The sequence below is a fragment of the Brevibacillus sp. genome (assembly GCF_003521185.1).
Taxonomy (GTDB): domain Bacteria; phylum Bacillota; class Bacilli; order Brevibacillales; family Brevibacillaceae; genus Brevibacillus; species Brevibacillus parabrevis.
In genome coordinates, this window is the sequence record NZ_DOTK01000076.1 from 24,745 (window position 1) to 47,416 (window position 22,672).

The following is a 22,672-nucleotide window of genomic DNA, read 5'->3' on the forward strand; positions in this document are numbered from 1 at the left end:
GATGAGAAACAACCCTTCGCCTATTCATATGGCAAGAGACAAGCCAAGTTGCTTGATCAAGCAAAAAACGATGCTGCCAAACTTTTGCATCCAAAAATACGGGGCTGCCCCCTGATCAGTGCGCCGCTATCTTTTCTCTTTTCATGTGAATGTCTATAATAGTAGAACATTGTAGTGGGCAAGAGGTGATTATAACGATGGACGACATCTGTGAAATTCAATGTTACGACGAAGAAAAGGTCAGTCGCTTGAAGCCGCACGCTGGCGAATCATTAGGGGTAGCGAAAATATTCAAAGCGCTGGCGGACGACACCCGGGCGAAAATCATTCATATTCTGTCCATGGAAGACGAGCTTTGCGTCTGCGACGTGGCAGCCATCATCGGCAGTTCCATCGCCAACACCTCGCATCATCTGCGGCTTCTTCGCAATATGGGGTTGGCCAAGTACCGCAAGGAAGGCAAGCTCGTCTTTTACTCGCTCGACGATGACCATGTGCGCCACTTGATCCTCGCGGGCGTAGAGCACGCAAAAGAACAGAAAGCGAATGTCCGAGCTACCTGATGGCTCGGTTTTTTATTTTTCCATGCGCCTGTTGCGCATGCGCAAAGAGTTCAGCACTACCGACAGCGAACTGAACGCCATGGCGATGCCCGCAAGCCACGGAGCCAAAAAGCCAAGCATCGTCGCCGGGATGGCAATGGCATTGTAAAAAAACGCCCAAAACAAATTTTGCCGAATATTTTTCATCGCCATTTGGCTGAGCCTGATGGCGTGGACAACGCCGCGTACCTCTCCGTGCATGATGATGACATCTGCCGAGTCTTTGGAAATGTCGGCTCCGGTGCCCAAGGCAATGCCGACACTGGCTGCGGACAGGGCTGGCGCATCGTTGATCCCGTCGCCGACCATGGCGACTTTTTTCCCTTTTGCTTGCAGCTCCCAGATCAACTCCGCTTTTTGCGCAGGCAGCACCCCGGCGTACACTTGCCCGATGCCGGCCTGTCTTGCCACGCTTGCCGCCGTATGCGGATTGTCTCCGGTAATAATGATGATTTCCTTGCCCATTTTTCTCAGTTGGGCGACTGCTTTTTTCGCGTCTCGCTTCAATTGATCCGACAGCACCACGTATCCAGCCAAACGCCCGTCAATGCCGACCAGCAGCACCATTTTTCCTTCCGCCCCGTGAAGCTCCACCTGACTTTGCAAAGGGGCGATGTCCATGTTTTTTCGGGTCAGCAGCTTGGAAGATCCGACTACAACCGTATGGCCTTCCACAGTCGCCTCGATCCCATAGCCGGGAAGGGATGCGAAGGACGTAGCTGCCGGAATGGACAAGCCTTGTTTTTGGGCATGAGCCACGATGGTTGCCGCCAACGGATGCTCAGAGGTCAACTCCGCCCCGGCCACCAGACGCAAAAACGCCGCCTCGCTCCATCCGCGTGTATTAATCCCGACGACCTGATGAGCCCCTCGGGTCAATGTTCCCGTTTTGTCAAACACAACCGTATCGACCTTTTGCAGCACTTCCAAAAATTTTCCCTGCTTGAACAAAATGCCCATCTGTGCCGCCCGTCCAGACACCACCAGGATCGACATGGGCGTAGCCAGACCGAGTGCGCACGGGCAAGCGATGATCAGGACAGCGATCGCCTTTTCCAGCGCGCCGCCCAAATCTTGCGCGGTAAAGACGTAGTACCAGGCAACAAAAGTGATAACGGCAATCGCGATGATAATCGGCACGAACACGTCCGTGATTTCATCCGCCACTCTCTGGATCGGGGCTTTGGACAGCTGCGCTTCCTCCACAGTGCGAATCACTTGCGTCAGCGCGGTATCCTCGCCTACTTTTGTCGCTTTTACCTTGAGCCAGCCGCTCTGGTTCAACGTGGCGCCGATTACGGAATGGCCGCCCCATTTTTCCACAGGCAGACTCTCTCCGGTAAACATCGACTGATCGACGCTCGCGTGCCCTTCCAGCACGATTCCGTCTGTCGGAATCCGCTCGCCTGGCTTGACGATGAAAATATCGCCCGTTGCCAGCTCTGCTACCGGAACAGCCCGCACCTCATCGCCGCGCAGGACATGCGCCATCGTCGGTTGAAGCTGGTGAAGCTGTCCGATGGCATTTTTCGTCCGGTCTTTCGCCATCGCCTCCAAATATTTGCCCAGGAGCAGAAACGTAAAAATGACGGCGCAAGACTCGTAATAGACTGTCAGACCGTGACTCTCCTGCCCGATGGTCGTAAACGTCAAATAGTGACTGTACAAAAAGGCGGTCGAGGTGCTCAGCACAACCAGCACGTCCATATTGGCGGAACGGTTTTTCAACGCGTTCCACGCCCCGATGTAAAACGACTGCCCGATAAACAGCTGGATCGGCAGCGTCAGTGCAAACTGAAACAGCGGCAGAAGAAACAAGCTCGGCACCCAGATGAATGACAGGACGGAAAAGTGCGCCGCCATCGCCCACAAAAGCGGGATCGTCAAAATAGCCGAGAAAATAAACCGCCGAAGCAGCAGCTTTTTTTCCTCCTGAAGCTCTGCTTGCTTCAAACTCGCGGAAAAACCGAGCTGTTCAATCTTGGTCATGATCTCCTGATCGTTGGTTTGCGCAGGATCAAAGGCTACCCGAGCCTTGTTGGTCGTCAGATTGACGTGGACTTCCTGGACGCCCTGAACTTTTCGCAGCCGCTTTTCAATCCGGTTGGCGCACGCTGCACAAGTCATCCCTGTGACCTGATACGTTTGGTTGATGGTCATGAAAAACTCCCCTTCAGCTTCCGTACATGCCCTCATGTCCAACCTATGCGGCAGGACAATTCAGTAGAAGATGAAGTATGAATGGCAACTGTCATGAATACGATAGGGAAGCTTGTAACTCATGGGAAAGTGGTGAGAATGCTGCGAAAATCCGGATTCTTTCGGCTGTCGTCCCTGCTGTTGTCCGTTCTCCTTGCACTCGTTGGCTGCGCTTCTGCGGATCATGCTGAACACGCCAGCACTGCTCTCGCACAAAAAACAGATACGCCAATGCTTGCGGAGCTGTCCATCCCGTTGCAGGTCGAGCTTGATCCGGCTCCGGCGAAAAACGTGAAAGAAAACACGCTGCGCATTACCGTGCCAGCCGAGCATGCAGCCAAGCTGGCCAAAGCAAAAGTCTCCGTGTCCCTGACCATGCCCAATATGGACCACGGCGCTATCGTCTTTGAAGCGACGCAGGAAAAAGCAGGCGAATACGTCGCGCAAATCGTGCCGACCATGCTGGGAGAATGGCTGGCTACGATTACTTTCGAGATGGACGGCACAGCCATGAGCACAGCGTATTCTTTTGAAGTGGAGCCATAATAGCTAAAAGCATTGTAATGACTACCACAGCCACGGATTAACGGTGGGAATCCAGCCGTTGATGGCCATTCCCCGCAAGACGGACAATATCCCGATGCAGAGCGCAAGAGCGTTGCCCATGACCATCACCTTGGAGCGAAATGCTTTCGACAAAACCAGTGAAAACAACGCGATTGCCACGAGCGCGGGCAAAGTGCCCAAGCCAAACACGCCCAAGGTCGTCATCCCTTGCAGGACGCTGCCAGTAGCGGCGGCTTTCATGTGCATCGTATACGTCAGTCCGCAGGGCAAAAAGCCCAGCAGCAGTCCGCTTGCCAGCACAGGCACTGTTCCCTGCCGCTCTTTTTGCAATTGCAACAGCTTTTGCGCGGCGGGGAGTTTGAGCGGACTGTATTTATCCAAAGGCAGCGCCACTTTTTTGACGACCCAGAGAATGATCAACAGCCCTCCGGCGATATTGGCAATTCCCTGCAATCCGACTACGACTCCTGCCGCATTCACAAACGATCCGACAAAGCCCATAAATGCGCCTACGGCCATGTACGTCACAATTCGCCCCGTATTGTATGCCAGGATCGTTTGCGCAAGCGACGCTTTGGATTGAAGCGTCATGGTGGACATGATCCCGCCGCACATCCCGATGCAGTGAGGAGCGCTGAGCAAGCCTGTCACAAAGACGAGCCAGTAGTCGTACAGTCCAGCATTCATCCCGTAGCCCCTCTTTTTCCATTATTTTCACGCTCATGCAATGACGCATCATCCTTTTCCTAACGTAATGGCTGTGGCTAGTATTTATGACTTCGCGGCAAATGAAAACGCCCCCGGCTTGGCTTACTTGCGGGGGCGTTCCTGGGCTGGCAAAGTGACCTTGATGGTCGTGCCGACTCCTGTTTGGCTGTCGATTTCGATGCTGCCTTTTGCAACCTGGACAATTTTCTGGACGATGGCTAAACCGAGTCCGCTGCCTGTCGCTTCCCGGTTGCGGGACTTGTCGCCTTTGTAAAAGCGCTCGAAAATGTGCTGGCGCTCCTCCTCCGAAATGCCGATCCCTGTATCGCGGATGATGACGGCGATGTCGGGCGATTGCCGAATCGAGACAAAAATGGTGCCATGCGGCGGAGTAAACTTGATGCTGTTGGACAGCAAATTGATCCATACTTGATTGAACAGCTGCTTGTCTGCGGTGACGAGTGTGTCCGGCAGTTCCAGCTCTAGCTCCAGCTTTTTCTGCTGCCATTGGCGTTCCAGCAGCAGTACGACTTGTCGCAACTGCTCGTCCAGCCGATATTCGCTCGGCTCGTACAAGCCCGTTTCCTTGTCCAGCGAAGCGAGCGTCAAAAGCTGTTTGCTCAGTGAGGAGAGTCGCCTGCTCTCTTCTTCGATAATCGCCAAATACTCCGCCTTTTGCGCCTCTGGCATGCCGCCGCTGCGGATCGCCTGGGAAAATCCCTGGATGGAAGCAAGCGGAGACTGGATTTCGTGCGAGACGTTGGAAACAAACTCTTGGCGCATGTCATCGAGCTGCTTCAACGATTCTGTCATCTGCGCAAAGTTGGCCGCCAGCTCCCCGATTTCGTCTCGGCGCGAGATGTCGAGCTGGATTTCGTACTCGCCTTCCGCCAGCTTTTTCGTCGCCTGGCTCAGTTTTTGGATCGGCCGAACCAAATAGCGGGTGAATATCAGAATAAACATCAAGCTGAGCAAAAACATGGCGGCAAGCAGCACGGCAAACATCACATGGACCTCGCCAAACTGCTGCTCGATGCTGGGCCGCACAAACAAGGCGTATTTCCGTCCTTCTGCTTCCAGCGGCAAACCGATGCTGTTTTTCAGCGTATTTTCAAAAAATCCGGTAACGAACAATCCGTGTTGTTCTTCGGCGATTCCTCTGTACGTTTCCCCAGCAAGCACCTTTTGCACGATCTGCGGCTCAATCTGCTGGTCGCGGAAAGGCGCTCCGAACGTTTGGACTTGTCCGTTCTCGTCTACGAGATACAGCTGAAAATTGAGATTGGCTACATGGGTCATAAAGGCAGGCAAGTCCATACTGGCGGCATTATGCTCGTACAAATCGATAATCTGCTGTCCGATCCGGGTAATTTTTTGTTCATTGTACGTGCGCATGTTGCGCTGGTAATATTCGTTGGCAAGGAGAAAGCCGAGCGTCCCGCTGACGATGACAATCGCGACGAACATGAGCACGACCCGAAAGTAGAGGGATCTCATCCGCCGCGCACCTCCAGCTTGTAGCCGAGGCCGCGAACAGTGGAAATGACAAAGTCATCGGTCTTGTCCGTAAATTTTTCCCGCAGCCGTTTGATGTGGACATCGATCGTGCGGCTGTCGCTCTCGTTATCTCCTCCCCACACCAAATCCAGCAGTTGATCCCGCGTAAAAGTCCGGTCGGGAAAACTGGCGAGCTGGGCGAGCAGTTCAAACTCCTTGAGAGGGAGATGCATGACTTCGTCTTTGATTTTTACAACGTGGCTCATCCGGTCGATGACGGTGTCATGCATGACAATGACCTGCTTGCTGACCATCTGGTAGCGGCGCAGCAAGGCCCTGATCCGATACAGCAATTCCGTCGGCTCGAACGGCTTGGTGAGGTAGTCGTCCGTTCCGGCCAAAAATCCTTTTTCCTTGTCCCTCACTTCGCCTTTTGCCGTCAGCATGATGACGGGAATATCGTAGTATTCGCGAATCTCCTTGCACAGCTCCCAGCCGTTTTTCCCCGGCATCATCACATCGACGATCGCCAACTGAACTTTTTCCTGCTCAAGCAAAACGGATGCCTGGCTCCCATCTGCGGCAGCCAGCACGCGGTATCCTTCTTTTTCCAAATAAAATCTCAGCAGTTCACGAATGTGCGCATCGTCATCTGCGACCAAGATCGTCATTTTCATCAGGCTTCTCCCCTTGCCGTGTCTATCTCAAGGCTGATGATCTGATTATAACGGGTAGCATCTCCCGCGATGCAGTCCCTTACGCAATTTTTCCGGTTCAGTTCCGTTGCGGAAAAGGGACGCAAGGTTGCTTTCATCAGTATAGTTAGGGAATATGAACGGCAGATGAACAAAAAGCCATCGCTGCCTAAGCAACAATGGCCTTCGATTCTTATTGGTTAAACGTCTCTGCAAACCAGTTGGCGGAAGCGTCCACTTCCAGCCTGGTCAACTGGTGACCGTATGACTCCCAGTGCAAAGTCACATCGGCCCCAGCCGCTGCCAACAGCTGCTTCAGCTCCTCCGACTCCTCGGGAGAGCAAATCGGGTCGTTCGTTCCCGCCCCGATGAACACCGGGATGCCGCTCATGTCAGGCAGGGGAATCCCGCGCCTTGGCACCATCGGATGATACAGCACCGCCCCGCGCAACGAATTGGCGTAATGGAACAGCAAGCTTCCGGCAATGTTCGCTCCGTTGGAATATCCGACTGCGACGATATTCTCCCTGTCCAACTGGTAGTTGACCGCTGCCTGATTCAAAAATTCATGCAGCTCCTCCGTGCGGAACACCAAATCTTCCTCATCGAACACACCCTCTGCCAGGCGACGGAAAAACCGGGGCATGCCGTTTTCCAGGACGTTGCCTCTGACGCTGAGAATAGAAGCGCCGGGATGAATCAGCTCAGCCAGCGGCACGAGATCGTTTTCGTCCCCTCCTGTTCCATGCAACAGCAACAGAGTGGGGGCTGCGAGATCGCTTCCTTTTCGAAAAATGTGTTTCATTCCTTATCCTCCGCAAGCACGCGCACGGCAATCGGCGGCAGTCCCTGCTCGATCTCGGCGCGATGTGGTTCATACCATTCGGGCAGCATCAGCTTTTCACCGAGCGACTCGAATGGCTCGTCTCGTTCAAAGCCTGGCGGGTCAGTGGCAATCTCAAACAAAATCTCGCCTGGCTCGCGGAAATAGATGGCGTGGAAATACTGCCGATCAATAATATCGGTAGGATGGAAGCCGGACTGCGCCACTCGTGATTGCCACAAGCGGTGATCCTGGTCATCCTTCGCCCGCCAAGCGATATGGTGCACAGTTCCTGCTCCGCCTGCGCCTCTCGGCATTGGCTCGGCGTTGACATCAATGATATTGCCAAGGTCGCCGGGTGCCTGGAAGCGGACAAGCCCGTTTTCTTCGCCGACTCGGGTCAGGCCCATCAGCTTTTCCAGCACTTCCATCGTGTGCTTCGGCGCAACGCTGTACAGAATCGCTCCACCGAACCCTTTGATTGCCTTGTCAGCGGGAATACCTCCAAACGTCCACTGGCTCGCAGGGCCGCCTTCGCGCTCGACAATCTCCAGTTGCAAACCGTCCTTGTCGGCAAATTGCAGATAGATTTCCTGGAAGCGCTCTATGCGGCGGTATTCCACCTGGAACTTGTCGAGACGCTTTTCCCAAAAATCGAGCGAGCCGACAGGAACGAGAAAAGTAGTGTAGCCGACTTGTCCACCGCCTATGCGGCCATGTCGCGCCGTTTCCCACGGGAAGAAAGTGATCGCCGTTCCGGGACTGCCCACCTCGTTGCCGAAGTACAGATGGTACACTTCGGGGGCATCGAAGTTGATCGTTTTTTTGACCAGTCGCAGACCGAGAATGCCTGCGTAAAAATCAACGTTATCCTGTGCATTTTTGACAAAGGCTGTAATATGATGAATACCTGCTGTTTGTTGAGACATAGCTGATGACCTCCTTCATATATTTTTGCTTCTATTTCTCGATTATTCGGCCTGGAATGTGTTGTAGCTGACGAACTCCCCTACCGGCTTGCGGTATCCTCTCACGCGTTGGCTCGCTGTATCTTCTTTTCCGATCGTAATCATCATCGTCGGCACATAACGTTCCGGAATGCGCAAAATATCGCGGACTGCTTCCGGATCAAAGCCGATCATCGGGCACGTGTCCCAGCCCTTGTCTTTGGCGGCAAGCATGAAGAGCATGGCCGACAGGCTGGCATTGCGAATCGCTTCATCCCGTTTGAGCTGATCTCCACCAGCTTCATAGAAGGAATGGACAGACGATACAGTTTGATCGTATTCGCGCTGATCCATGACTCCCAAATGCAGCAGCCCCTCGTGGATTGGCCCCACATTTTTGTACGCCTCCAGATCGCCGAGCACCAAGATGACAGCGGACGCAGTTTTTACCTTATACTGTCTCTGTGCTGCTTCATATACTCGTTCCTTTGTCTCTGGCTCGGTCACGATCACATAGTGCGCGTGCTGGAGATTAAAAGCGGATGGGGCAAATTTGACGAGCGACATGATCTCCTCAAGTTCAGCTGTCGTAATAGATTCAGTAGGGATAAATTTATTGGCAGATCTCCGTTTTTTCACTAATGCAGTAAACTCGCTCATTTTGATTTCCTCCTCGACATCACCGAATGGTGTGTGCCATTATCATCATTTTTAAAAATCTTAAATTTAAGATATTAACACAAAAAACAACTTGCCTATTGCCCTTGAGGATACTGACTGCAACAAACTTGATTGGTCGAGAAGCTGATGAGCGCGTGCAGTAAATATCTTTAATTTAAGATAATTATAGAACCAGCATGGCTCGTTGTCAACCTTTCGGGCCAGAAGAAAGTTTTTCTCCCGGCCCTGCTTCATCTATCGGGGCAATTCGCTTACAGAAACCTGCAAATCCGCTTCTTTTGGCAGCCATGCCCGCATTTGTTCCCATTTAAACAACTGTTCAATATGGTACACGCCTTGCGGAAAATCTTCCGAGTAGAGTGTTTTAGCTGCAAATGCGGCCACTTTTGCCGTCATATGGGACTGGTCGCGCCCTTGCAACTGACACGTCGCCATTGCCGCGTGATTGCCCGCTTTTCCCCGTGCCTCGATCTTGATGGCAAATAGATCGTCTCCCCATTTCCAGCGCAAAAACGATTCCACGACGGCTTTCCGTACCGCTGACCGCTTGAGCAGTCGGCAAATTCCGCTGCGGCGAAACGCAGCCACTGCTCTCGTCACCCACTCCTGATCAAAACAAAGCCGTGTGGAGACTGACGCTACACCGAGCGTTCCGGCGAGTGTCTGCTGATCGGAAAAAGGGAAGCGGTACGCTTTCTTTTTCCCCAGTTTTGCTCCGAAATCGACCAGTTTGCCGTCTGTCATGCTCTCTACGCTCACCCGGCGATGATCTTGCGTCACATCATAGCGCGTGCACAGATGGTCTACGGTCCATTCCATCGCCGCCTTGCCGTGCCGATCTCCTAAACCGAGCATGATGAAAATATCCAGCTCCGTCACTTCTTCCAGCAAACGATGCGCATGGGCTGCGAGCAGATTCGTCAAGCCCGGCGCAAGTCCGATACTGAGCACGGCAGTTCCTGTAACCTTCGCTTGGGAACGCCTGCCCCATTGCTCCAGGCGGGTCAAAAAGGCACCGGATGCAGACACATCGATGTAGTGCGTTCCGCTCAAAAGGCACTGCTCGGCGAATGCCGTATCATGCTGGTCCAGACACATCACCACCAGCTTTACTTCCGCAAGCAGCTCCTGCTCTGGCGGCTGTCGAAGATCGAACGCGAGGGGGCGCACTTTCCCCGCTGTTTCCCGGCAAAAAGCCTCGGCCTTTTCCATGCTGCGCCCGGCGGCATACACCTGGCCTGGATACAGCTCCCCGAGTTCCTTGCAGATCGTTGCCCCTACATGTCCGTAACCGCCCACCACCAGGATTTTTTGTTTTTTCATGCGCCTCGTCCTCTCTTCTGTAAAAGCTTCTCGGCCCTGCCCCCTGCATAGACTGGAAAAATTGAAGCCTGGCATCCGTCTGGTCCCTATCCGTTTGCTCGCTTTTTCCGGTCGTTGCTACGGGTCGCATACCCCCAGATGCACAGGCAGCATAAGCTGAGCCAGCCACCCATGATGAACACGGTTTTGTACGCTTCCAAATCTGGTTGCGCCCCTGCTGTTTGTCCGTTCATCATCCCCAGGCCAAGTGCCGCGCCTGTCACCAGTCCTGCATTTCGGGTGAGCGCGATCATGCCCCCGACTGCCCCGGCATGCTCCAGCGGAACGTGCTTCATGATGTAACTGTTGTTTGGCGAGGCGATCAACCCCATCCCGGCGCCCACCAGCGCGATCGCTGCGATCAGTTCAACCGTGGACATGTGCCCAAGCCATACTCCCAGAGCGGCCAGTCCTGCTCCCATGCTCCCCAGTCCGGCCAGTACAACGGCTTGAGCCTGATAACGGTCGGCGGCCCAGCCCCCAAGCGGCCCCGTCAATGCCAGCAGCAGAGGGTACGCTGTGAGCAGATAGCCAGCTGACAGAGAAGACATTTTCGCATAATCAAGCAGGTAGAACGGCATAGCGACCAAAACCAGGTTGGCCAACACGAACGAAGCAAAACTGATCAAAAGCCCTGTCGAGACAGCAGGAAGCCGAAAAACCGCGACAGGCAAAAACGGCTCTGCCTGATGGCGTCCTCGCCAGATCAACAGCCAGAGCACTACGACGGCAAGCCCGTAAAGCATGATTTGCCGCGCCGATAGCCAGCCCCATTCATTTCCGCCAGAAATCGCAAAAATCAGGGAACTGGCTGCAATCGTGAACAAGCCTGAGCCAAAAACATCGATTGATTTCGCCTGTTTTTTCGGCAAGTGAACAGGAATGTAGCGAAACGCAAGCACAGTCGCTACAACCGCTACCGGAACATGCGCGAGAAACAGCCATTCCCAGCTGAGTACGGAAGCAATAAATCCGCCTGCAATCGGGCCAGTCATCCCGCCGAGCGCTACAGCCGTGCTCATAATCCCAAGTGCTCTCCCACGCACTTCCTTTGGCAGCAGCAGTGTAATCAGAGCGATATTCGTAGCCTGAAACATCGCCGCACCGACGGCTTGCACGACCCGCAGGACAAGCAGTGTGGCAATCGTCGTCGAACATGCGACGAGAACCGAGCTGATGGTAAAGAGCAAAAAGCCGTAGTTGTGAAGCATCCGGTGGCCGTATCGGTCACCGAGCTTGCCCATGACGGGAAGCAGCGAAGCGATGACGAGCAAATATCCGGTCGTAATCCATTGGGCCACTCCCAACTCCGTCTGAAACAGTTGCGTAAAAGAAGGCAGCGACACGTTGACGACTCCTGCCGTGAAATGCGACAAAAAAGCTCCAAGGCAGATCGCTGTCATCATGAAAAAGCGCTGTTTCGCACTCATAAGCGTCTGAAACTGCACGCCTGTTTGCATCATCATCACCTGCTACTTTTGACCGCGAACCAGGCATTGATCAGATAAGAACCGAAGTAGCGCGAGCTGTGCTCGAAGCCCACCTCTTCCATCAGCTCTTGCACTTGGCAGGCAGGGATCGGATCAGATTCTTGGCCCATGGAGGCGGCAAAGCGCTCCCACTCGGCAAGCGAAATGCCGTTGTCGGTCATATGCGTGCGCCAGGCTTGCATTTGCATGGCAAACGCCTGCGACTGCGGATCGCCAGCAATGGCTGCGAGACAAAACGGGGCACCTGGCTTCAGACGTGCGGCAATCTGCTGCAACAGCTCTCTTTTTGTGGCAAGACCTTTGACAAAATGAAGCACGAGCAGACATGTCGCCGCATCGTAGGCTGTCTGCTCCGGCAGCACGTCGACCGTTCCTTCGTGCAAAACCGTACGCGCAGCCAAGTCCGCGCCAGCCGTTCTGTGCCGGGCGCGTTCGAGCATTTGTGCGGATGGATCAACACCTGTAAACGTCCAATGCTCATGTTTTGCTCCCAGCGTCACGATTTCCTGACCGCCGCCAGCGCCTACAACAAGGATGTGCTTCTGCTCTCCGGTTTGCGGCAGCTGCGCTCCCAGCAGGCGCTCCGTCATTTCGTACAAGTAGGCGTACCCGGGAATTTTCAGCGCGATTGTCTGCTCATATTTCGCTACTTCTGGATGGTGCCAGCTTAAAGGCCGCTGTTTTTCTGTCATCTGTCTCTCTCCCGTCTTTTCCTGTCGTCAATTGCCAAAGCCTCCGTTGATCTGCTTGCGAGAAGTACGTGCCGCCACGTTGCTCCACCGAAGCTGCCGTTACATCAGCCAAAATGTTCATTGGCCTACATCCCAGCACAACAATGCGCGTTCCGAGAGCGAGCGCTTCGTCCAGATCGTGTGTCACGAGCAAAACGGTCGGCTGCTCGCTTTCCCACAGCTTCCTGAACAACTGGTGCATGCCAGCTCGTGTAGCAGCATCCAGACTTTGAAAAGGCTCATCCATAAACAACAGTCCAGGCCGCGCGGCAAAAGCGCGAACGACCGACACACGCTGCCGCATCCCGCCGCTCAACTGGTCAGGGTATGCGTGCAGCACCGCACTCAAATCAGCAGCATCCAGCATGGCAAGCACCCGCTCTTGTTCTTGCTCTTGCCGTTGCTCCAACACCCACAGGACGTTTTCTAGCACCGTCTTCTCAGGCAGAAGGCGCGGTTCCTGAAAAACGTAGCCCAGCCGTTCCCCTTCATCGCGCGAAATGACTCCCTGCGCAGGCCGGATCAGCCCGGCAGCCATTTTCAGCAGAGTCGTTTTGCCAATCCCCGATGTTCCCATCAGGCACGTCACTTGAGCTTTGGCTGCCTCCAGCGAAAAGTTATCGAAAAGCAGCCGACCAGCTCCATATTTCAACGAGATTCCTGTAAATCGCATGCGGCGCTCCCCCTCCTTTCGCGCGGCCGGGTGATTTTGCGCACGAGCACTTCCAAAGCCATCCCCAACAAGGCAACGAGCAATGTCCAGGCCATCACTTCTTCCGTTTTCAAGTAAATGCGCGCTGTGTTCATCGAAGCTCCGATCCCCGTCTGTCCGCTGATCAGCTCCGCCATGACGATCGTTTTCCAGCCCATGCCAACGCTGACGGTAAGCGCAGCCGACCAGAACGGAGCGAGCGCTGGCAAAGTAATATCCACGAGCTGCTTGCGGCGATTGACCGAAAAGACGCGCGCCATCTCCAGCAGCTCCTTGGGCAATTGCCGCACGCCCTGCAAGGAATTGAAAAAGAAGAGCGGAAACAGGGCGAGTGCCACGACGAAAATTTGCGCCCCGCCGTTCACTCCGAGCCAGAGAATGGCAAGCAGCATCCAGGAAACGGGGGGAACTGCCTGCAACACGGAAACGGCCGGGCTAACCAGCTTGAACACCAGCTCTTGTGCGCCTGCGAAGACGCCAAGCCCGGTTCCAAGCAAAAAAGCGATACCGAAGCCCGCTGCGAGCCTGAGAAACGAGTAGAGCAGCGACTCCATCAGGCGGCCTTTTTCGTATAAGCCAATCAACGTCTGCAAGCTCTCCCACGGCCCCGGCAAAATGACAGGAGGATACACGCGGGACAGCCCCTCCCAAGCCAAAAGCAACAGCAAGTACGTAAGGCCGCTCGACCAGTTGTTACGAGCCGTAGTAAAAATCGGCATCTGGGACTGATCCTCCAATCGAATCGGGAGCGATTTGCAACAGAACGCCCAGGTAACGCTCCACTTCCGGTTTGGCTGTCTGCGCGTCCTTATAAAGCAGCGTAATTTTGGGCAGAGCAGAAGCCAGCACCGCCTCTGGCATGCCAAACTCTTCTGCCGCGATTTTCAACGTCTCGCCCGCTTGCTGGTTGACCTGCCGGACAGCCTCCTGATACGACTGTTCGAAGCGGGCGATATCCGCTGCATGCGTTTTGGCCCAGTCGCGATTGACGAAAACGGCCGTTTGCGGCAAGTCTTGTCCAAACTCGGCCTGCCACTCTTTTTGAAAATCGACGACTTCGCTCACTTTTCCTTGTGTCTTCATCCGCAAGCCACTCAGTACAGGCTCAGGCAACACAGCGTGCTTGATTGTGCCCGCCGCCAGTTGCTGCATGATGTCCGGGATTACGCCGTAGGCCAGGTTCACTTTGCCTTGCAGTCCTTTTTTGGCAAGCAGATGTTGCGTCAAAATATCGGGCGGCCCGCTTTGCCCCGGGATATAGACCGTCTCGTTGCTCAATTGCGAAAGCTCGCGCACGTTTGGGTCAAGCGAAATCAAATACATCGAGCCGTACGTGTTGACGTGAAGCAGCTGGATCGGCATTCCCTTTGCGTACAGATTGGCCCCGACATTGATCGGAGCAGCGTACAATGGCGCTTCATTGCCCTGTATGCCAGCCAGCAGTTGCTCTATGGAATCCCATTTGGCTATTTGGAACGTACCGTCTGCCTCTGTCTTTTCCATATAGACGGCAGGAATCAGAGACGGTGCCTTGGGCGTAAGCAGCGTGATCGCGGCAGGGCTGGCAGCAGGACCCGGCTGCTCGGCTGTGTTAGTTGCCGTGTTCGTTGTGGCGCAACCAGTCAAAAGAATCAGCGCAGCCAGACTGCTTGCAAACATGCGGGTAGCGTGGCGGTAAATGGATTTCATAGCAACTCTCCAACTCCTCGTTGACTTTTGGCATCTCTTCATTAAGAATTATTCTCAATTATAGAGATGCACGATAGGAGCACCATCCCACAAATATGGGATTTTTCTGCGAATCCACTGAATCTACACGCACAGGAGAGCACAGATGAATGCAAAATGGGAAGCAAGCAAACGAAAACTGTTGGCTCTGGCAAAGCGGCATTCCTCTTCGCAGGACTACCGGACGGCGCTTTTGCAGGAGCTGCGGGAGTTCGTGCCTTTTGACGGGGCGTGCTGCACGGCGGTAGACCCGCAGACGCTTCTGTCTACAGGGGCCATAACCGAGGACGGGATTGAGGCGATTCATCACGGGATTTTTGAATATGAGTACCTGCGTGAAGACTTCAATCGGTACGATCAGTTGAGCCGCTCAGCAGAAGCGGTCGCCACGCTTCATCAGGCAACCGGAGGCGAGCTTGTGCGCAGCGCGCGTTACCGCCATGTCCTGTTCCCTGCCGGATTTGCCGATGAACTGCGTGCGGCGCTCAAGTACGATGGAGCTTGCTGGGGATTTTTGACGTTGTTTCGCTTTCAGGGGCGGCCTTTTTTTAGCGAGGAAGAGCGCGAGTGGATGGCGGAGCTGGCACCGTTGATCGCCTACCAGCTGCGAAAAACGAGCCTGTCCCTGCCTGCCGAGGAGACTTCCTGGATGGAGGAAGAGACGGGGATTTTGCTCATGTCTGATCAATTGGCGATCCAATCGGCCAACACGACCGCAGACAGATGGCTTTCGCTTTTGCGCAAGTGGGAGTCGATCGATCGCCGCACCTTGCCGCGACCAGTGCGCGCTGTCTGCTCCCGGGCGTTGGCGCAATTGAACGAGTCTGATCCGAAAGCGTCCATGGCAAAAGTGTGCATCCGCATGCCTGATGGCCCTTATGTCGCGATTCAAGCAAGTCCGCTGCACGGCCAGGACGGCGCTGTCCATCTGGCGGTTCTGTTCAGTCCGGCCAAGCCAGCCGATATTCTTCCGATTGTGTGCGAGGCTTACGGATTGTCCGAGCGTGAAAAACAGCTGCTCGCTCTGATCGTGCGCGGCTTCTCTACCAAAGAGCTTGCGCACAGGCTGCATATCTCTGCCTACACGGTGCAGGATCATTTGAAGTCGATTTTCGTGAAAACAGGCGTATCCAGCAGACGCGAGTTGATCTGGCAGCTGTTTTCGAGATTCGGCGTGGAGGCAAGCGAAGGGAAATGAAAAGCAGCCTGGTCGCACCACTATCCGGTGCAATCGGGCTGCTTGTTGTTCCAATCACGCCATCTGATAAATCTGGATCAGGTTCCCGCACGTATCGTTCAAAACGGCGAGGATCACGTTTCCAGCCTCGGTCGGAGGCGTCTTGAAAACTACGCCGAGCTGAGTCAAGCGCTCGTACTCTTTGTTGACGTCACTCACTTCAAACGCCGTCGCAGGGATGTTTTGCTCAAAAATCGCTTTTTGGTAGGTCGATGCAGCCGGATTTCCGTTCGGCTCCAGAAGCAACTGTACACCGTCCGGCTCTTCCGGAGACACCACTGTCAGCCACTTGGCCCCTCCCATCGGAATGTCCATTTTGGTCACGAAACCGAGTATCTCCGTATAAAACTTTTGCGCCTTTTCCTGATCGTCTACAAAAACACTCGCCAAACTGATTCGCATAAGGAACCTCCTGATTACTTTTCAGCCTATTTCGCTAGTGTACCCCCGATGGGCTGCTTTCCTACCTACCTGTCTTTGGGCAAGGCAAGATGAAAAATCCATTCCTCGCCATACACGACAAAAGCTCGCTGCTCGGCATTCGCTTGCGAGACCGCAACGACGTCAACTGGCAGCGAAGTATAAATAGCCTGCTCTTCCGGCAAGCAATAAGCGGCGATAGCAGGAAAGTCGTCTTGCTCATACGGTCTGATCCAAAATCCATTCGCTACAGTCATGGAAGCTCCCTTCTATTCCTGGCACGCCTCTCTCAGCTTCTGATCGAGCACCTGAAAGACGCTTGCCAGCTTTTCTGCGGGAACGTTCGCATAGCGATCGCCTATGCTCACTTCGTAGTAGCTGGAATGCTCGTCTACCTTCCGCGCATAATGGGAGATTCCTACGCCTGTCTCCTCGCAAATGGAAAGAAGAATTTGCTCGAAACGCTCTTTGGGCAAACGGACATGCACATGGAACATGTTTGATACAGGTACGGCAGGGATGGTGGTGACGCCGTGGCATTGGTTGTATCTGCTGGCGAGGTCTTTGGCCTGCTCGTAATACTCGCCGAACTTGCCCTTTCTCGCTTCAAAGTTGGCTTCGGCAGTCAAAATGTACGGATACAAGCTGATCAGATCGCCGCCATGGCGCCTTTTCCAGATCACGGCCTCTTTCGTGAAAGTCTCGTCTCCGGCCAAAATCGCTCCGGCGATGCCGCCGACTCCTTTGTACATCGAGATATAGACACTATCGAACAACGCGCATACTTCCTCGGCCGTTTTCTGATAGTATGGCAAAATTTCCAGAAGCCTTGCCCCATCCATATGCAAGCGGATGCCTTTTTCCTTGCAGTGGCGCGAGATTGCTTGCAACTCCTCGTAGGACGGCAGTTGTCCGCCGATTTCACGCTGCGGGAGTTCCAACAGCAGGCAGGAAATCTCCTCCGTCATGCCGAGGACATCGTCCAGCGCAATTACCCGGTGTTTGTCCGCAAGCAGCACCGCGTCGATGCCGTGGAGCTTGCGCAGCCCTTCCTCTTCATGAATCTCCAGATGGCAAAGCGGATGGTACGCCACCCGGTTGATGCCTTTTTCCTCGGACCAGATGCGCATGGCGATTTGCTGTGCCATCGTACCGCTCGGGAAAAAGACGGCGGATTCTTTTCCTAAATATTTTGCCATTTTACGCTGAAAATTCTCGATGACCGCTCCCGTTCCGTACACATCCGCCTGGAGGTCGCCATCCAGCTCCTGAAAAACAAGCTGCAATTGGCGGATATCTCTCTTGCTGTGCCCAGCTAACTGATAGGTCGTCTGATTGAATGCTTGCAGCAACGTTTTCTGATCTTCCATGTCGACAGGTCCCCTTTTTCCAGCTGAGTAGGCTGCGATTGTTTGCATGCGGCTTTGCCATGCCCCTTCTTCCAAGATACCATATCTTTTTCGCAGCCTTCTCAAAATTATTGCTTCAAGTGCAATTGACGGTATTCGCTGGGGGTGCTCCCTGTCGTCTTTTTGAACAGCGTAATGAAGTACGGCGTGTTTGGCATGCCGACCTCCGTGGAAATCGCGGCGATTGACTTGTTTGATTGAGCCAAAAGCTCTTTTGCCTTGTCCAGCCGTTTCTGCTGAATGTATTCCACAGGCGTCATTTCCTTGATTCGCTTGAACGTGCGATGCAAATGGTAGGGGCTGCCGTGGCACATGTCTGCCAGATGGGCCAAGCTCAGCTTTTCGGTGTAGTGAGAGTCGATATATTGCGTCATTTGTGCGACCCACTCGCGATCCGGCAGGCGCTGACCCGTCGGCTTGCACCTTTTGCACGGGCGAAACTCCTCGCGAATCGCCTCGCTCGCCTGTTCAAATATCCGCACATTTCCCCATCTCGGCGGCTTCGACTTGCACGATGGGCGACAAAAAATGCCCGTCGTCTTCACCGCGTAAAAAAACTGCTGATCATAGGTCGCATCGTTATTGATGATGGCTTGCCATCGCTCCTCAGTAATCCCAAGCTCCATGTTGCCCACCTCCACCGTCATTATACCCCCAAGCGAACCGCTTCGTGCTCGGTTGTAAATAAAATAGCAAGATAACGAAATGACAGTCCAGCTTTTCTTGCGATACAACTAAGAGAGTGCCAAAAGGAGGCTGTTTGATGATGAATACAAACAAACGAATATATACGGAATTGCCACGCCAATGTCTACCTGCCAACGCTTGGGTCGATAATAAGAAGGAACTGATCCTGCATACCGAACAACCTTTTTCATTTTCCCAAAACCTCCATTACTTGTCGCGCAGCAACAACGAGTGCCTGTACCAGATTGAAGGAGATCGGCTGTACAAAGCGATTCCTGTTGACGGCGACATCCCTGTCGTAGAAATTCGCGACGACGATGACGGGCAGCTGTCTGTTCGTTTTCTCGGAGACGCTCCGCCGCCAAATGTACGCGCCCAAGTAGCGCAGTACGTTTACGACTGGTTTGATCTGGGAACCAATCTGACAAAGTTTTACGACCTGGCCCAAAACGATGCCTTGTTAAAAAACGCTGTCGCTTCTTACTACGGGCTGAAAAATATGGGCATCCCCGACCTGTTTGAAGCGATGAGCTGGGGCATTATCGGACAGCAAATCAACCTGACGTATGCCTATACGTTGAAAAGACGTCTCGTGGAAAGCTTCGGGCAACGGGTCGAGCACGCAGGGCGAACTTTTTGGGTGCATCCTGCGCCGCAAGTGATCGCCGAACTTACCGTGCAAGACCTGGAAGCGCTGCGGATGACCACGAAAAAGTGCGAGTATTTGATCGGTGTTGCACAACTCATCGTTGAAGGGAAACTATCGAAAGAGCTATTATGGGACGGAGGAGATTGTAAAAAGGCGGAGAAAAAGCTGATCAGCATTCGCGGGATTGGTCCGTGGACAGCCAACTATGTCCTCATGCGCTGTCTGAGGATGCCGTCTGCTTTTCCGATCGACGATGTCGGCCTGCACAATGCCATCAAATATGTTCAGGGTACGGAGACAAAACCGACCAAAGCCGAAATTCTGGCGCTGTCCAGCAGTTGGACAGGCTGGGAGTCTTACGCCACCTTTTACTTATGGCGTTTTCTCTACTAACCAAAGGAGGTTTCACTCGCATGCTGAAAATAGGCTCGCACGTTTCCTTCTCCGGCAAAGGTCTGCTCAATGCCGCAGAAGAAGCCGCCACCTACGGCTCTAGCACGTTCATGATTTATACGGGAGCGCCGCAAAATACAAGACGCAAACCGATCGAAGACCAATACATTGAAGAAGGCAAAGCTGTCATGGCCAAAGAGGGCGTCGAGGAAATTGTCGTGCACGCCCCTTACATTATCAATCTCGGCTCCTATAAAGAAGACACGTTTGAACTGGCTGTCCGCTTTTTGCAAGAAGAAATTCGCCGGACTGACTACATCGGCGTCAAAAACATCGTGCTCCATCCCGGCGCCTATACCGACAAGGACGCGGAGTACGGCATTGCCAGAATCGCCGAGGGCTTGAATGAAGTTCTCGCCGGCGTGAAAGACACTGACGTCAAGATCGCGCTGGAAACCATGGCCGGAAAAGGAACCGAGATCGGACGCAGCTTCGAAGAACTCGCCGCGATCATCGAAAAAGTCGAAGACAACAGCAAGCTCGCCGTCTGCATGGATACGTGCCACATTCACGATGCGGGCTACGATATCGTCAACGATTTTGACGGTGTGCTGGAGCAGTTTGACCGCACCATCGGCCTGGACCGCCTGAGTGTCGTTCACCTGAACGACAGCAAAAACTTCCGCGGCGCCGGAAAAGACCGCCATGCGCCAATCGGTGCCGGGCTGATCGGCTTTGACGCGATGAACTACATCGTCAATCACGACAAAATCCGCCACCTGCCGCTCGTTCTGGAAACACCGTGGATCGGAAAAGAAAAAGGCAAGGAGCGCCCGATGTACAAAGCCGAGATCGCCCTGCTGCGCGGCGAGATCGAACAGCGCTTCGGCGACGAATTTATGGATCACGTGGAGCGGCTGGACTATTTCTTCCGCAAGCAAGATGTGACCAGACGCGAATATGTCGTCGGCATCTGGGATCTGTTGAAAAACGACGCGAAAGCCAAAAAAGCGGACGGTCGCGAGCCGATGGAACGACTGTACGACATGGCGCACGAAGCACGCTTGTTCCCGGAGCTTTCCGAGGAAGAGCTGAATCAACGCCTGACCGCCTGGTTTGCCATCCCGAAATTCTCGTAAGCCAGGCCGCATGAATCTCTCTGGCAGATTCGGCCTGAACAGCGGTGCAGCCAAAGAAAAAACGTACTTGCTTCTCGGAAGCGACGGTCGGTTGTATCGAAGCCAAACTCCGGGTACAATCGGTGGCTATCGGCGGAAAAAAATATACGGACGGCTGGACTGCCCCTCCGCTCTGCGTGCCATCGCACGGGGAGGATATGTAGCCCATCGCGTATTTTTCGCTGACGAAAAGACCGCTGTCGCTGCGGGCTATCGGCCCTGTGCAGTTTGCCTGCCTGACAAATACGCTCTGTGGAAAGCGGACCGCTCCCTATAAACTGCTGGAAGCGACATGCGACCGCTGTGTATTCATGCATTTCCTACAGCTACAGTAAATCCTACACGCCAAAAAGCTGGCCCGTGCCGATGACGGAAGCCAGCTTTTTGGCTTTTTGCTTTCTTCGCTGCTTTACTCGTTCACGCTGCCAGACACGCCATTTTTGTGCAAAAGGGGAACAGGCGGAATGACTCGGAAATACGGGACGCTCGTGACGATGGAGATACCCGCTTCCCGCAACACGGCTGCCATCTCTTCCGCTTCCTGCGCCGGAATGTCGCCCAAGGCAAAAGCATGACTGATCGCAACTCGCCCCTGCAAACCAGCCTCCGTGGTCATGGCTGCCAGCCGCTTCATGGTGAACGTGCCGAGATGACCGTGGTCGTGCAAATGCAAATCGATACCCGCCCCCGCTTCGACAGCCAAATCGACCATCTGATAGAGCGACTCTTCAATGTCCTGATCGACTGTCGCCGGGTCCACGCCGCCGACGTGTGTCGCCCCTTGCCGCAGCGCTTCCCTGACGAGTCCTTTCGCCTTGGTGCGCAACAGCCCGTGCTGCGGGAACGCGACGATTTCGTGCGTCAGCCGATCCGCATACGTCGCAAGCGCCGCCTGAACCTGCTCCAGGTTGGAGATTCCTACTTTCGGATAAATGTCTACATGAGTACGCACATAGGTGGAGCCGTATGACAGCAGGACAGCAAGGAAGTTTTCCGCTCGTTCCTTGGTGGACGTCGCAAGCCCCGGCAAAATCCGCTTTTCGATCTCGCAGCGCTCGATCACGTTTGCGGCCGGGATCACTGCCCGCCATTCCTCGCCCAACAGTGTCTTGTCCAGGTGGACGTGCTTTTCCAGCAAGGTCGGCATAGCCAACAGCCCTCTGGCGTCTTCCCGCTCGATGCTATCCTCGCTCAGCTCGTCAGCAGCAGACACGATCCGGGCGTTACTTGCGATTCTCAGCGCACAACTGATAGCCCCAGCCCCAGACGGTCGTAATCATCCCCGCCGCTTCCGGGGAGCGCTGGGACAGCTTTTTTCTGATTTTCCGCACGTGGGCGTCAACCGTGCGGGAATCCCGCTCGGTTTCGTCATTCCAGACATTTTGCAGCAAATCTTCCCGCGAAAACGTCTCATTGGGATGCAGCGCGAGAAAATACAGCAGCTCAAACTCTTTGGGAGCCAGTCCCACTGTTTTTCCGCTGACCGTGACCCGATGAGCCAGCGGTTCGATCAAAAGGTCAGGATAGGAGATCGCCACAGGAGAGCCGCTGCTTTTTTTGCCTGTTTCTTGTAGACTGGCAGTCCGATGCAGGATGGCCTTGATTCTGTATACAAGCTCGTGCGGGCTGAACGGCTTGACGACATAATCATCGGCTCCCGCCTCAAAACCTCGCAAGCGGTCAGCCTGCTCCCCTCTGGCCGATACGATGACAATCGGCACCGGATCTGTTTCGCGCAGACGCAAGCACAGCTCGATCCCGTCCATACCGGGCATCATGAGATCGAGTATGATGAGGTCATAATCGATCTGTTTGACCAGTTTCAACGCTGCGAATCCGTCCTCTGCCTCATCCACGACATATCCCGCATTTTCCAGATACATGCGCAAAATACGCCTGATTCGCTCCTCGTCGTCCACGATCAAGATTGTAGCAGGATGATCTCCCATGACGCTCT

At 54.2% G+C, this 22,672-nt stretch carries 24 protein-coding genes and 1 pseudogene; 6 read left to right on the plus strand and 19 right to left on the minus strand.

Going from position 1 to position 22,672, the window contains the following annotated elements:
• Positions 1 to 197: 197 nt before the first annotated feature.
• Positions 198 to 563, plus strand: coding sequence for an ArsR/SmtB family transcription factor (locus DEP07_RS22080; RefSeq protein ID WP_063229102.1), 366 nt, complete (start codon positions 198 to 200; stop codon positions 561 to 563).
• A 12-nt stretch (positions 564 to 575) separates the two neighbouring features.
• On the opposite strand, the gene DEP07_RS22085 is transcribed toward DEP07_RS22080, so the two are convergent.
• Complete coding sequence (locus DEP07_RS22085; RefSeq protein ID WP_242773041.1) at positions 576 to 2,762, minus strand: heavy metal translocating P-type ATPase; 2,187 nt, start codon at positions 2,760 to 2,762, stop codon at positions 576 to 578.
• Between the two features lie 138 nt (positions 2,763 to 2,900).
• Between DEP07_RS22085 and DEP07_RS22090 the strand changes: the two genes are divergently transcribed.
• Positions 2,901 to 3,347, plus strand: a complete 447-nt coding sequence (locus DEP07_RS22090) for a FixH family protein (protein ID WP_242773044.1) — start codon at positions 2,901 to 2,903, stop codon at positions 3,345 to 3,347.
• 21 nt (positions 3,348 to 3,368) lie between these two features.
• On the opposite strand, the gene DEP07_RS22095 is transcribed toward DEP07_RS22090, so the two are convergent.
• The 12 genes from DEP07_RS22095 to DEP07_RS22150 all read right to left on the minus strand — a co-directional run bounded on the left by DEP07_RS22095 (position 3,369) and on the right by DEP07_RS22150 (position 14,703).
• Positions 3,369 to 4,055, minus strand: a complete 687-nt coding sequence (locus tag DEP07_RS22095) for a sulfite exporter TauE/SafE family protein (RefSeq protein WP_122962200.1) — start codon at positions 4,053 to 4,055, stop codon at positions 3,369 to 3,371.
• A 123-nt stretch (positions 4,056 to 4,178) separates the two neighbouring features.
• Entirely contained in the window at positions 4,179 to 5,573 is a 1,395-nt protein-coding gene (locus tag DEP07_RS22100; RefSeq protein ID WP_122962199.1) for a sensor histidine kinase, read from the minus strand.
• On the minus strand, positions 5,570 to 6,250 hold the full coding sequence (locus DEP07_RS22105; protein ID WP_173599711.1) for a response regulator transcription factor: 681 nt from the start codon (positions 6,248 to 6,250) through the stop codon (positions 5,570 to 5,572). The genes DEP07_RS22100 and DEP07_RS22105 overlap by 4 nt, the downstream gene beginning before the upstream one ends.
• 211 nt (positions 6,251 to 6,461) lie before the next feature.
• A complete protein-coding gene (locus tag DEP07_RS22110; protein WP_287103013.1) occupies positions 6,462 to 7,073 on the minus strand; it encodes an alpha/beta hydrolase in 612 nt (203 codons plus the stop codon).
• A complete protein-coding gene (locus DEP07_RS22115; RefSeq protein ID WP_217023384.1) occupies positions 7,070 to 8,020 on the minus strand; it encodes a ring-cleaving dioxygenase in 951 nt (316 codons plus the stop codon). The genes DEP07_RS22110 and DEP07_RS22115 overlap by 4 nt, the downstream gene beginning before the upstream one ends.
• Before the next feature lie 42 nt (positions 8,021 to 8,062).
• Positions 8,063 to 8,698, minus strand: a complete 636-nt coding sequence (locus DEP07_RS22120; protein ID WP_287103014.1) for a nitroreductase family protein — start codon at positions 8,696 to 8,698, stop codon at positions 8,063 to 8,065.
• Between the two features lie 255 nt (positions 8,699 to 8,953).
• Complete coding sequence (locus DEP07_RS22125) at positions 8,954 to 10,042, minus strand: saccharopine dehydrogenase family protein (RefSeq protein WP_287103015.1); 1,089 nt, start codon at positions 10,040 to 10,042, stop codon at positions 8,954 to 8,956.
• Positions 10,043 to 10,128: 86 nt separating this feature from the next.
• Positions 10,129 to 11,541, minus strand: a complete 1,413-nt coding sequence (locus tag DEP07_RS22130; protein WP_287103016.1) for an MFS transporter — start codon at positions 11,539 to 11,541, stop codon at positions 10,129 to 10,131.
• 5 nt (positions 11,542 to 11,546) lie between these two features.
• Complete coding sequence (locus tag DEP07_RS22135; RefSeq protein ID WP_287103017.1) at positions 11,547 to 12,263, minus strand: class I SAM-dependent methyltransferase; 717 nt, start codon at positions 12,261 to 12,263, stop codon at positions 11,547 to 11,549.
• Entirely contained in the window at positions 12,208 to 12,975 is a 768-nt protein-coding gene (locus DEP07_RS22140) for an ABC transporter ATP-binding protein (RefSeq protein WP_287103018.1), read from the minus strand. Before DEP07_RS22140 ends, DEP07_RS22135 begins: the two co-directional genes overlap by 56 nt.
• Complete coding sequence (locus DEP07_RS22145; protein ID WP_287103019.1) at positions 12,951 to 13,733, minus strand: ABC transporter permease; 783 nt, start codon at positions 13,731 to 13,733, stop codon at positions 12,951 to 12,953. The genes DEP07_RS22140 and DEP07_RS22145 overlap by 25 nt, the downstream gene beginning before the upstream one ends.
• A complete protein-coding gene (locus tag DEP07_RS22150; protein WP_287103020.1) occupies positions 13,708 to 14,703 on the minus strand; it encodes an ABC transporter substrate-binding protein in 996 nt (331 codons plus the stop codon). The genes DEP07_RS22145 and DEP07_RS22150 overlap by 26 nt, the downstream gene beginning before the upstream one ends.
• 145 nt (positions 14,704 to 14,848) lie before the next feature.
• On the opposite strand from DEP07_RS22150, the gene DEP07_RS22155 reads away from it, so the two are divergent.
• Positions 14,849 to 15,940, plus strand: coding sequence for a helix-turn-helix transcriptional regulator (locus DEP07_RS22155; RefSeq protein ID WP_287103021.1), 1,092 nt, complete (start codon positions 14,849 to 14,851; stop codon positions 15,938 to 15,940).
• Positions 15,941 to 15,994: 54 nt separating this feature from the next.
• Here the strand turns inward: DEP07_RS22155 and DEP07_RS22160 are convergent, their stop codons facing one another.
• The 4 genes from DEP07_RS22160 to DEP07_RS22175 all read right to left on the minus strand — a co-directional run bounded on the left by DEP07_RS22160 (position 15,995) and on the right by DEP07_RS22175 (position 18,434).
• The gene (locus DEP07_RS22160) at positions 15,995 to 16,381 is read right to left on the minus strand and encodes a VOC family protein (protein WP_122962188.1); all 387 of its coding nucleotides are present in this window, start codon (positions 16,379 to 16,381) and stop codon (positions 15,995 to 15,997) included.
• Between the two features lie 65 nt (positions 16,382 to 16,446).
• The gene (locus tag DEP07_RS22165) at positions 16,447 to 16,656 is read right to left on the minus strand and encodes a hypothetical protein (protein WP_122962187.1); all 210 of its coding nucleotides are present in this window, start codon (positions 16,654 to 16,656) and stop codon (positions 16,447 to 16,449) included.
• A gap of 12 nt (positions 16,657 to 16,668) precedes the next feature.
• Entirely contained in the window at positions 16,669 to 17,769 is a 1,101-nt protein-coding gene (locus tag DEP07_RS22170) for a threonine aldolase family protein (protein WP_173599706.1), read from the minus strand.
• Positions 17,770 to 17,876: 107 nt separating this feature from the next.
• The gene (locus tag DEP07_RS22175) at positions 17,877 to 18,434 is read right to left on the minus strand and encodes a bifunctional transcriptional activator/DNA repair enzyme AdaA (RefSeq protein WP_122962185.1); all 558 of its coding nucleotides are present in this window, start codon (positions 18,432 to 18,434) and stop codon (positions 17,877 to 17,879) included.
• Between the two features lie 137 nt (positions 18,435 to 18,571).
• Here DEP07_RS22175 and DEP07_RS22180 point away from each other — a divergent pair, with 137 nt between their 5' ends.
• The 3 genes from DEP07_RS22180 to DEP07_RS22190 are packed head-to-tail and all read left to right on the plus strand — an operon-like array spanning position 18,572 to position 20,992.
• The gene (locus tag DEP07_RS22180) at positions 18,572 to 19,537 is read left to right on the plus strand and encodes a DNA-3-methyladenine glycosylase family protein (protein WP_173599705.1); all 966 of its coding nucleotides are present in this window, start codon (positions 18,572 to 18,574) and stop codon (positions 19,535 to 19,537) included.
• A gap of 20 nt (positions 19,538 to 19,557) precedes the next feature.
• Positions 19,558 to 20,676 carry a deoxyribonuclease IV gene (locus tag DEP07_RS22185; RefSeq protein WP_173597912.1) on the plus strand — a complete coding sequence of 373 codons (1,119 nt, stop codon included), beginning with the start codon at positions 19,558 to 19,560 and terminating at the stop codon, positions 20,674 to 20,676.
• 10 nt (positions 20,677 to 20,686) lie between these two features.
• A complete protein-coding gene (locus DEP07_RS22190; RefSeq protein WP_173597911.1) occupies positions 20,687 to 20,992 on the plus strand; it encodes an Ada metal-binding domain-containing protein in 306 nt (101 codons plus the stop codon).
• Positions 20,993 to 21,133: 141 nt separating this feature from the next.
• Here DEP07_RS22190 and DEP07_RS22195 read toward each other — a convergent pair.
• Both DEP07_RS22195 and DEP07_RS22200 read right to left on the minus strand, forming a co-directional pair.
• Positions 21,134 to 21,895, minus strand: a pseudogene (locus DEP07_RS22195) (amidohydrolase family protein); the annotation flags it as partial.
• 43 nt (positions 21,896 to 21,938) lie between these two features.
• Positions 21,939 to 22,664 carry a response regulator transcription factor gene (locus DEP07_RS22200; protein ID WP_122962181.1) on the minus strand — a complete coding sequence of 242 codons (726 nt, stop codon included), beginning with the start codon at positions 22,662 to 22,664 and terminating at the stop codon, positions 21,939 to 21,941.
• Positions 22,665 to 22,672: the final 8 nt, after the last annotated feature.

Bases quoted from the DNA above. Each gene is read 5' to 3' on its own strand.
- DEP07_RS22080 (WP_063229102.1), top strand. From the start codon at position 198: ATGGACGACATCTGTGAAATTCAATGTTACGACGAAGAAAAGGTCAGT.
- DEP07_RS22085 (WP_242773041.1), bottom strand. From the start codon at position 2,762: ATGACCATCAACCAAACGTATCAGGTCACAGGGATGACTTGTGCAGCG.
- DEP07_RS22090 (WP_242773044.1), top strand. From the start codon at position 2,901: ATGCTGCGAAAATCCGGATTCTTTCGGCTGTCGTCCCTGCTGTTGTCC.
- DEP07_RS22095 (WP_122962200.1), bottom strand. From the start codon at position 4,055: ATGAATGCTGGACTGTACGACTACTGGCTCGTCTTTGTGACAGGCTTG.
- DEP07_RS22100 (WP_122962199.1), bottom strand. From the start codon at position 5,573: ATGAGATCCCTCTACTTTCGGGTCGTGCTCATGTTCGTCGCGATTGTC.
- DEP07_RS22105 (WP_173599711.1), bottom strand. From the start codon at position 6,250: ATGAAAATGACGATCTTGGTCGCAGATGACGATGCGCACATTCGTGAA.
- DEP07_RS22110 (WP_287103013.1), bottom strand. From the start codon at position 7,073: ATGAAACACATTTTTCGAAAAGGAAGCGATCTCGCAGCCCCCACTCTG.
- DEP07_RS22115 (WP_217023384.1), bottom strand. From the start codon at position 8,020: ATGTCTCAACAAACAGCAGGTATTCATCATATTACAGCCTTTGTCAAA.
- DEP07_RS22120 (WP_287103014.1), bottom strand. From the start codon at position 8,698: ATGAGCGAGTTTACTGCATTAGTGAAAAAACGGAGATCTGCCAATAAA.
- DEP07_RS22125 (WP_287103015.1), bottom strand. From the start codon at position 10,042: ATGAAAAAACAAAAAATCCTGGTGGTGGGCGGTTACGGACATGTAGGG.
- DEP07_RS22130 (WP_287103016.1), bottom strand. From the start codon at position 11,541: ATGCAAACAGGCGTGCAGTTTCAGACGCTTATGAGTGCGAAACAGCGC.
- DEP07_RS22135 (WP_287103017.1), bottom strand. From the start codon at position 12,263: ATGACAGAAAAACAGCGGCCTTTAAGCTGGCACCATCCAGAAGTAGCG.
- DEP07_RS22140 (WP_287103018.1), bottom strand. From the start codon at position 12,975: ATGCGATTTACAGGAATCTCGTTGAAATATGGAGCTGGTCGGCTGCTT.
- DEP07_RS22145 (WP_287103019.1), bottom strand. From the start codon at position 13,733: ATGCCGATTTTTACTACGGCTCGTAACAACTGGTCGAGCGGCCTTACG.
- DEP07_RS22150 (WP_287103020.1), bottom strand. From the start codon at position 14,703: ATGAAATCCATTTACCGCCACGCTACCCGCATGTTTGCAAGCAGTCTG.
- DEP07_RS22155 (WP_287103021.1), top strand. From the start codon at position 14,849: ATGAATGCAAAATGGGAAGCAAGCAAACGAAAACTGTTGGCTCTGGCA.
- DEP07_RS22160 (WP_122962188.1), bottom strand. From the start codon at position 16,381: ATGCGAATCAGTTTGGCGAGTGTTTTTGTAGACGATCAGGAAAAGGCG.
- DEP07_RS22165 (WP_122962187.1), bottom strand. From the start codon at position 16,656: ATGACTGTAGCGAATGGATTTTGGATCAGACCGTATGAGCAAGACGAC.
- DEP07_RS22170 (WP_173599706.1), bottom strand. From the start codon at position 17,769: ATGGAAGATCAGAAAACGTTGCTGCAAGCATTCAATCAGACGACCTAT.
- DEP07_RS22175 (WP_122962185.1), bottom strand. From the start codon at position 18,434: ATGGAGCTTGGGATTACTGAGGAGCGATGGCAAGCCATCATCAATAAC.
- DEP07_RS22180 (WP_173599705.1), top strand. From the start codon at position 18,572: ATGATGAATACAAACAAACGAATATATACGGAATTGCCACGCCAATGT.
- DEP07_RS22185 (WP_173597912.1), top strand. From the start codon at position 19,558: ATGCTGAAAATAGGCTCGCACGTTTCCTTCTCCGGCAAAGGTCTGCTC.
- DEP07_RS22190 (WP_173597911.1), top strand. From the start codon at position 20,687: ATGAATCTCTCTGGCAGATTCGGCCTGAACAGCGGTGCAGCCAAAGAA.
- DEP07_RS22200 (WP_122962181.1), bottom strand. From the start codon at position 22,664: ATGGGAGATCATCCTGCTACAATCTTGATCGTGGACGACGAGGAGCGA.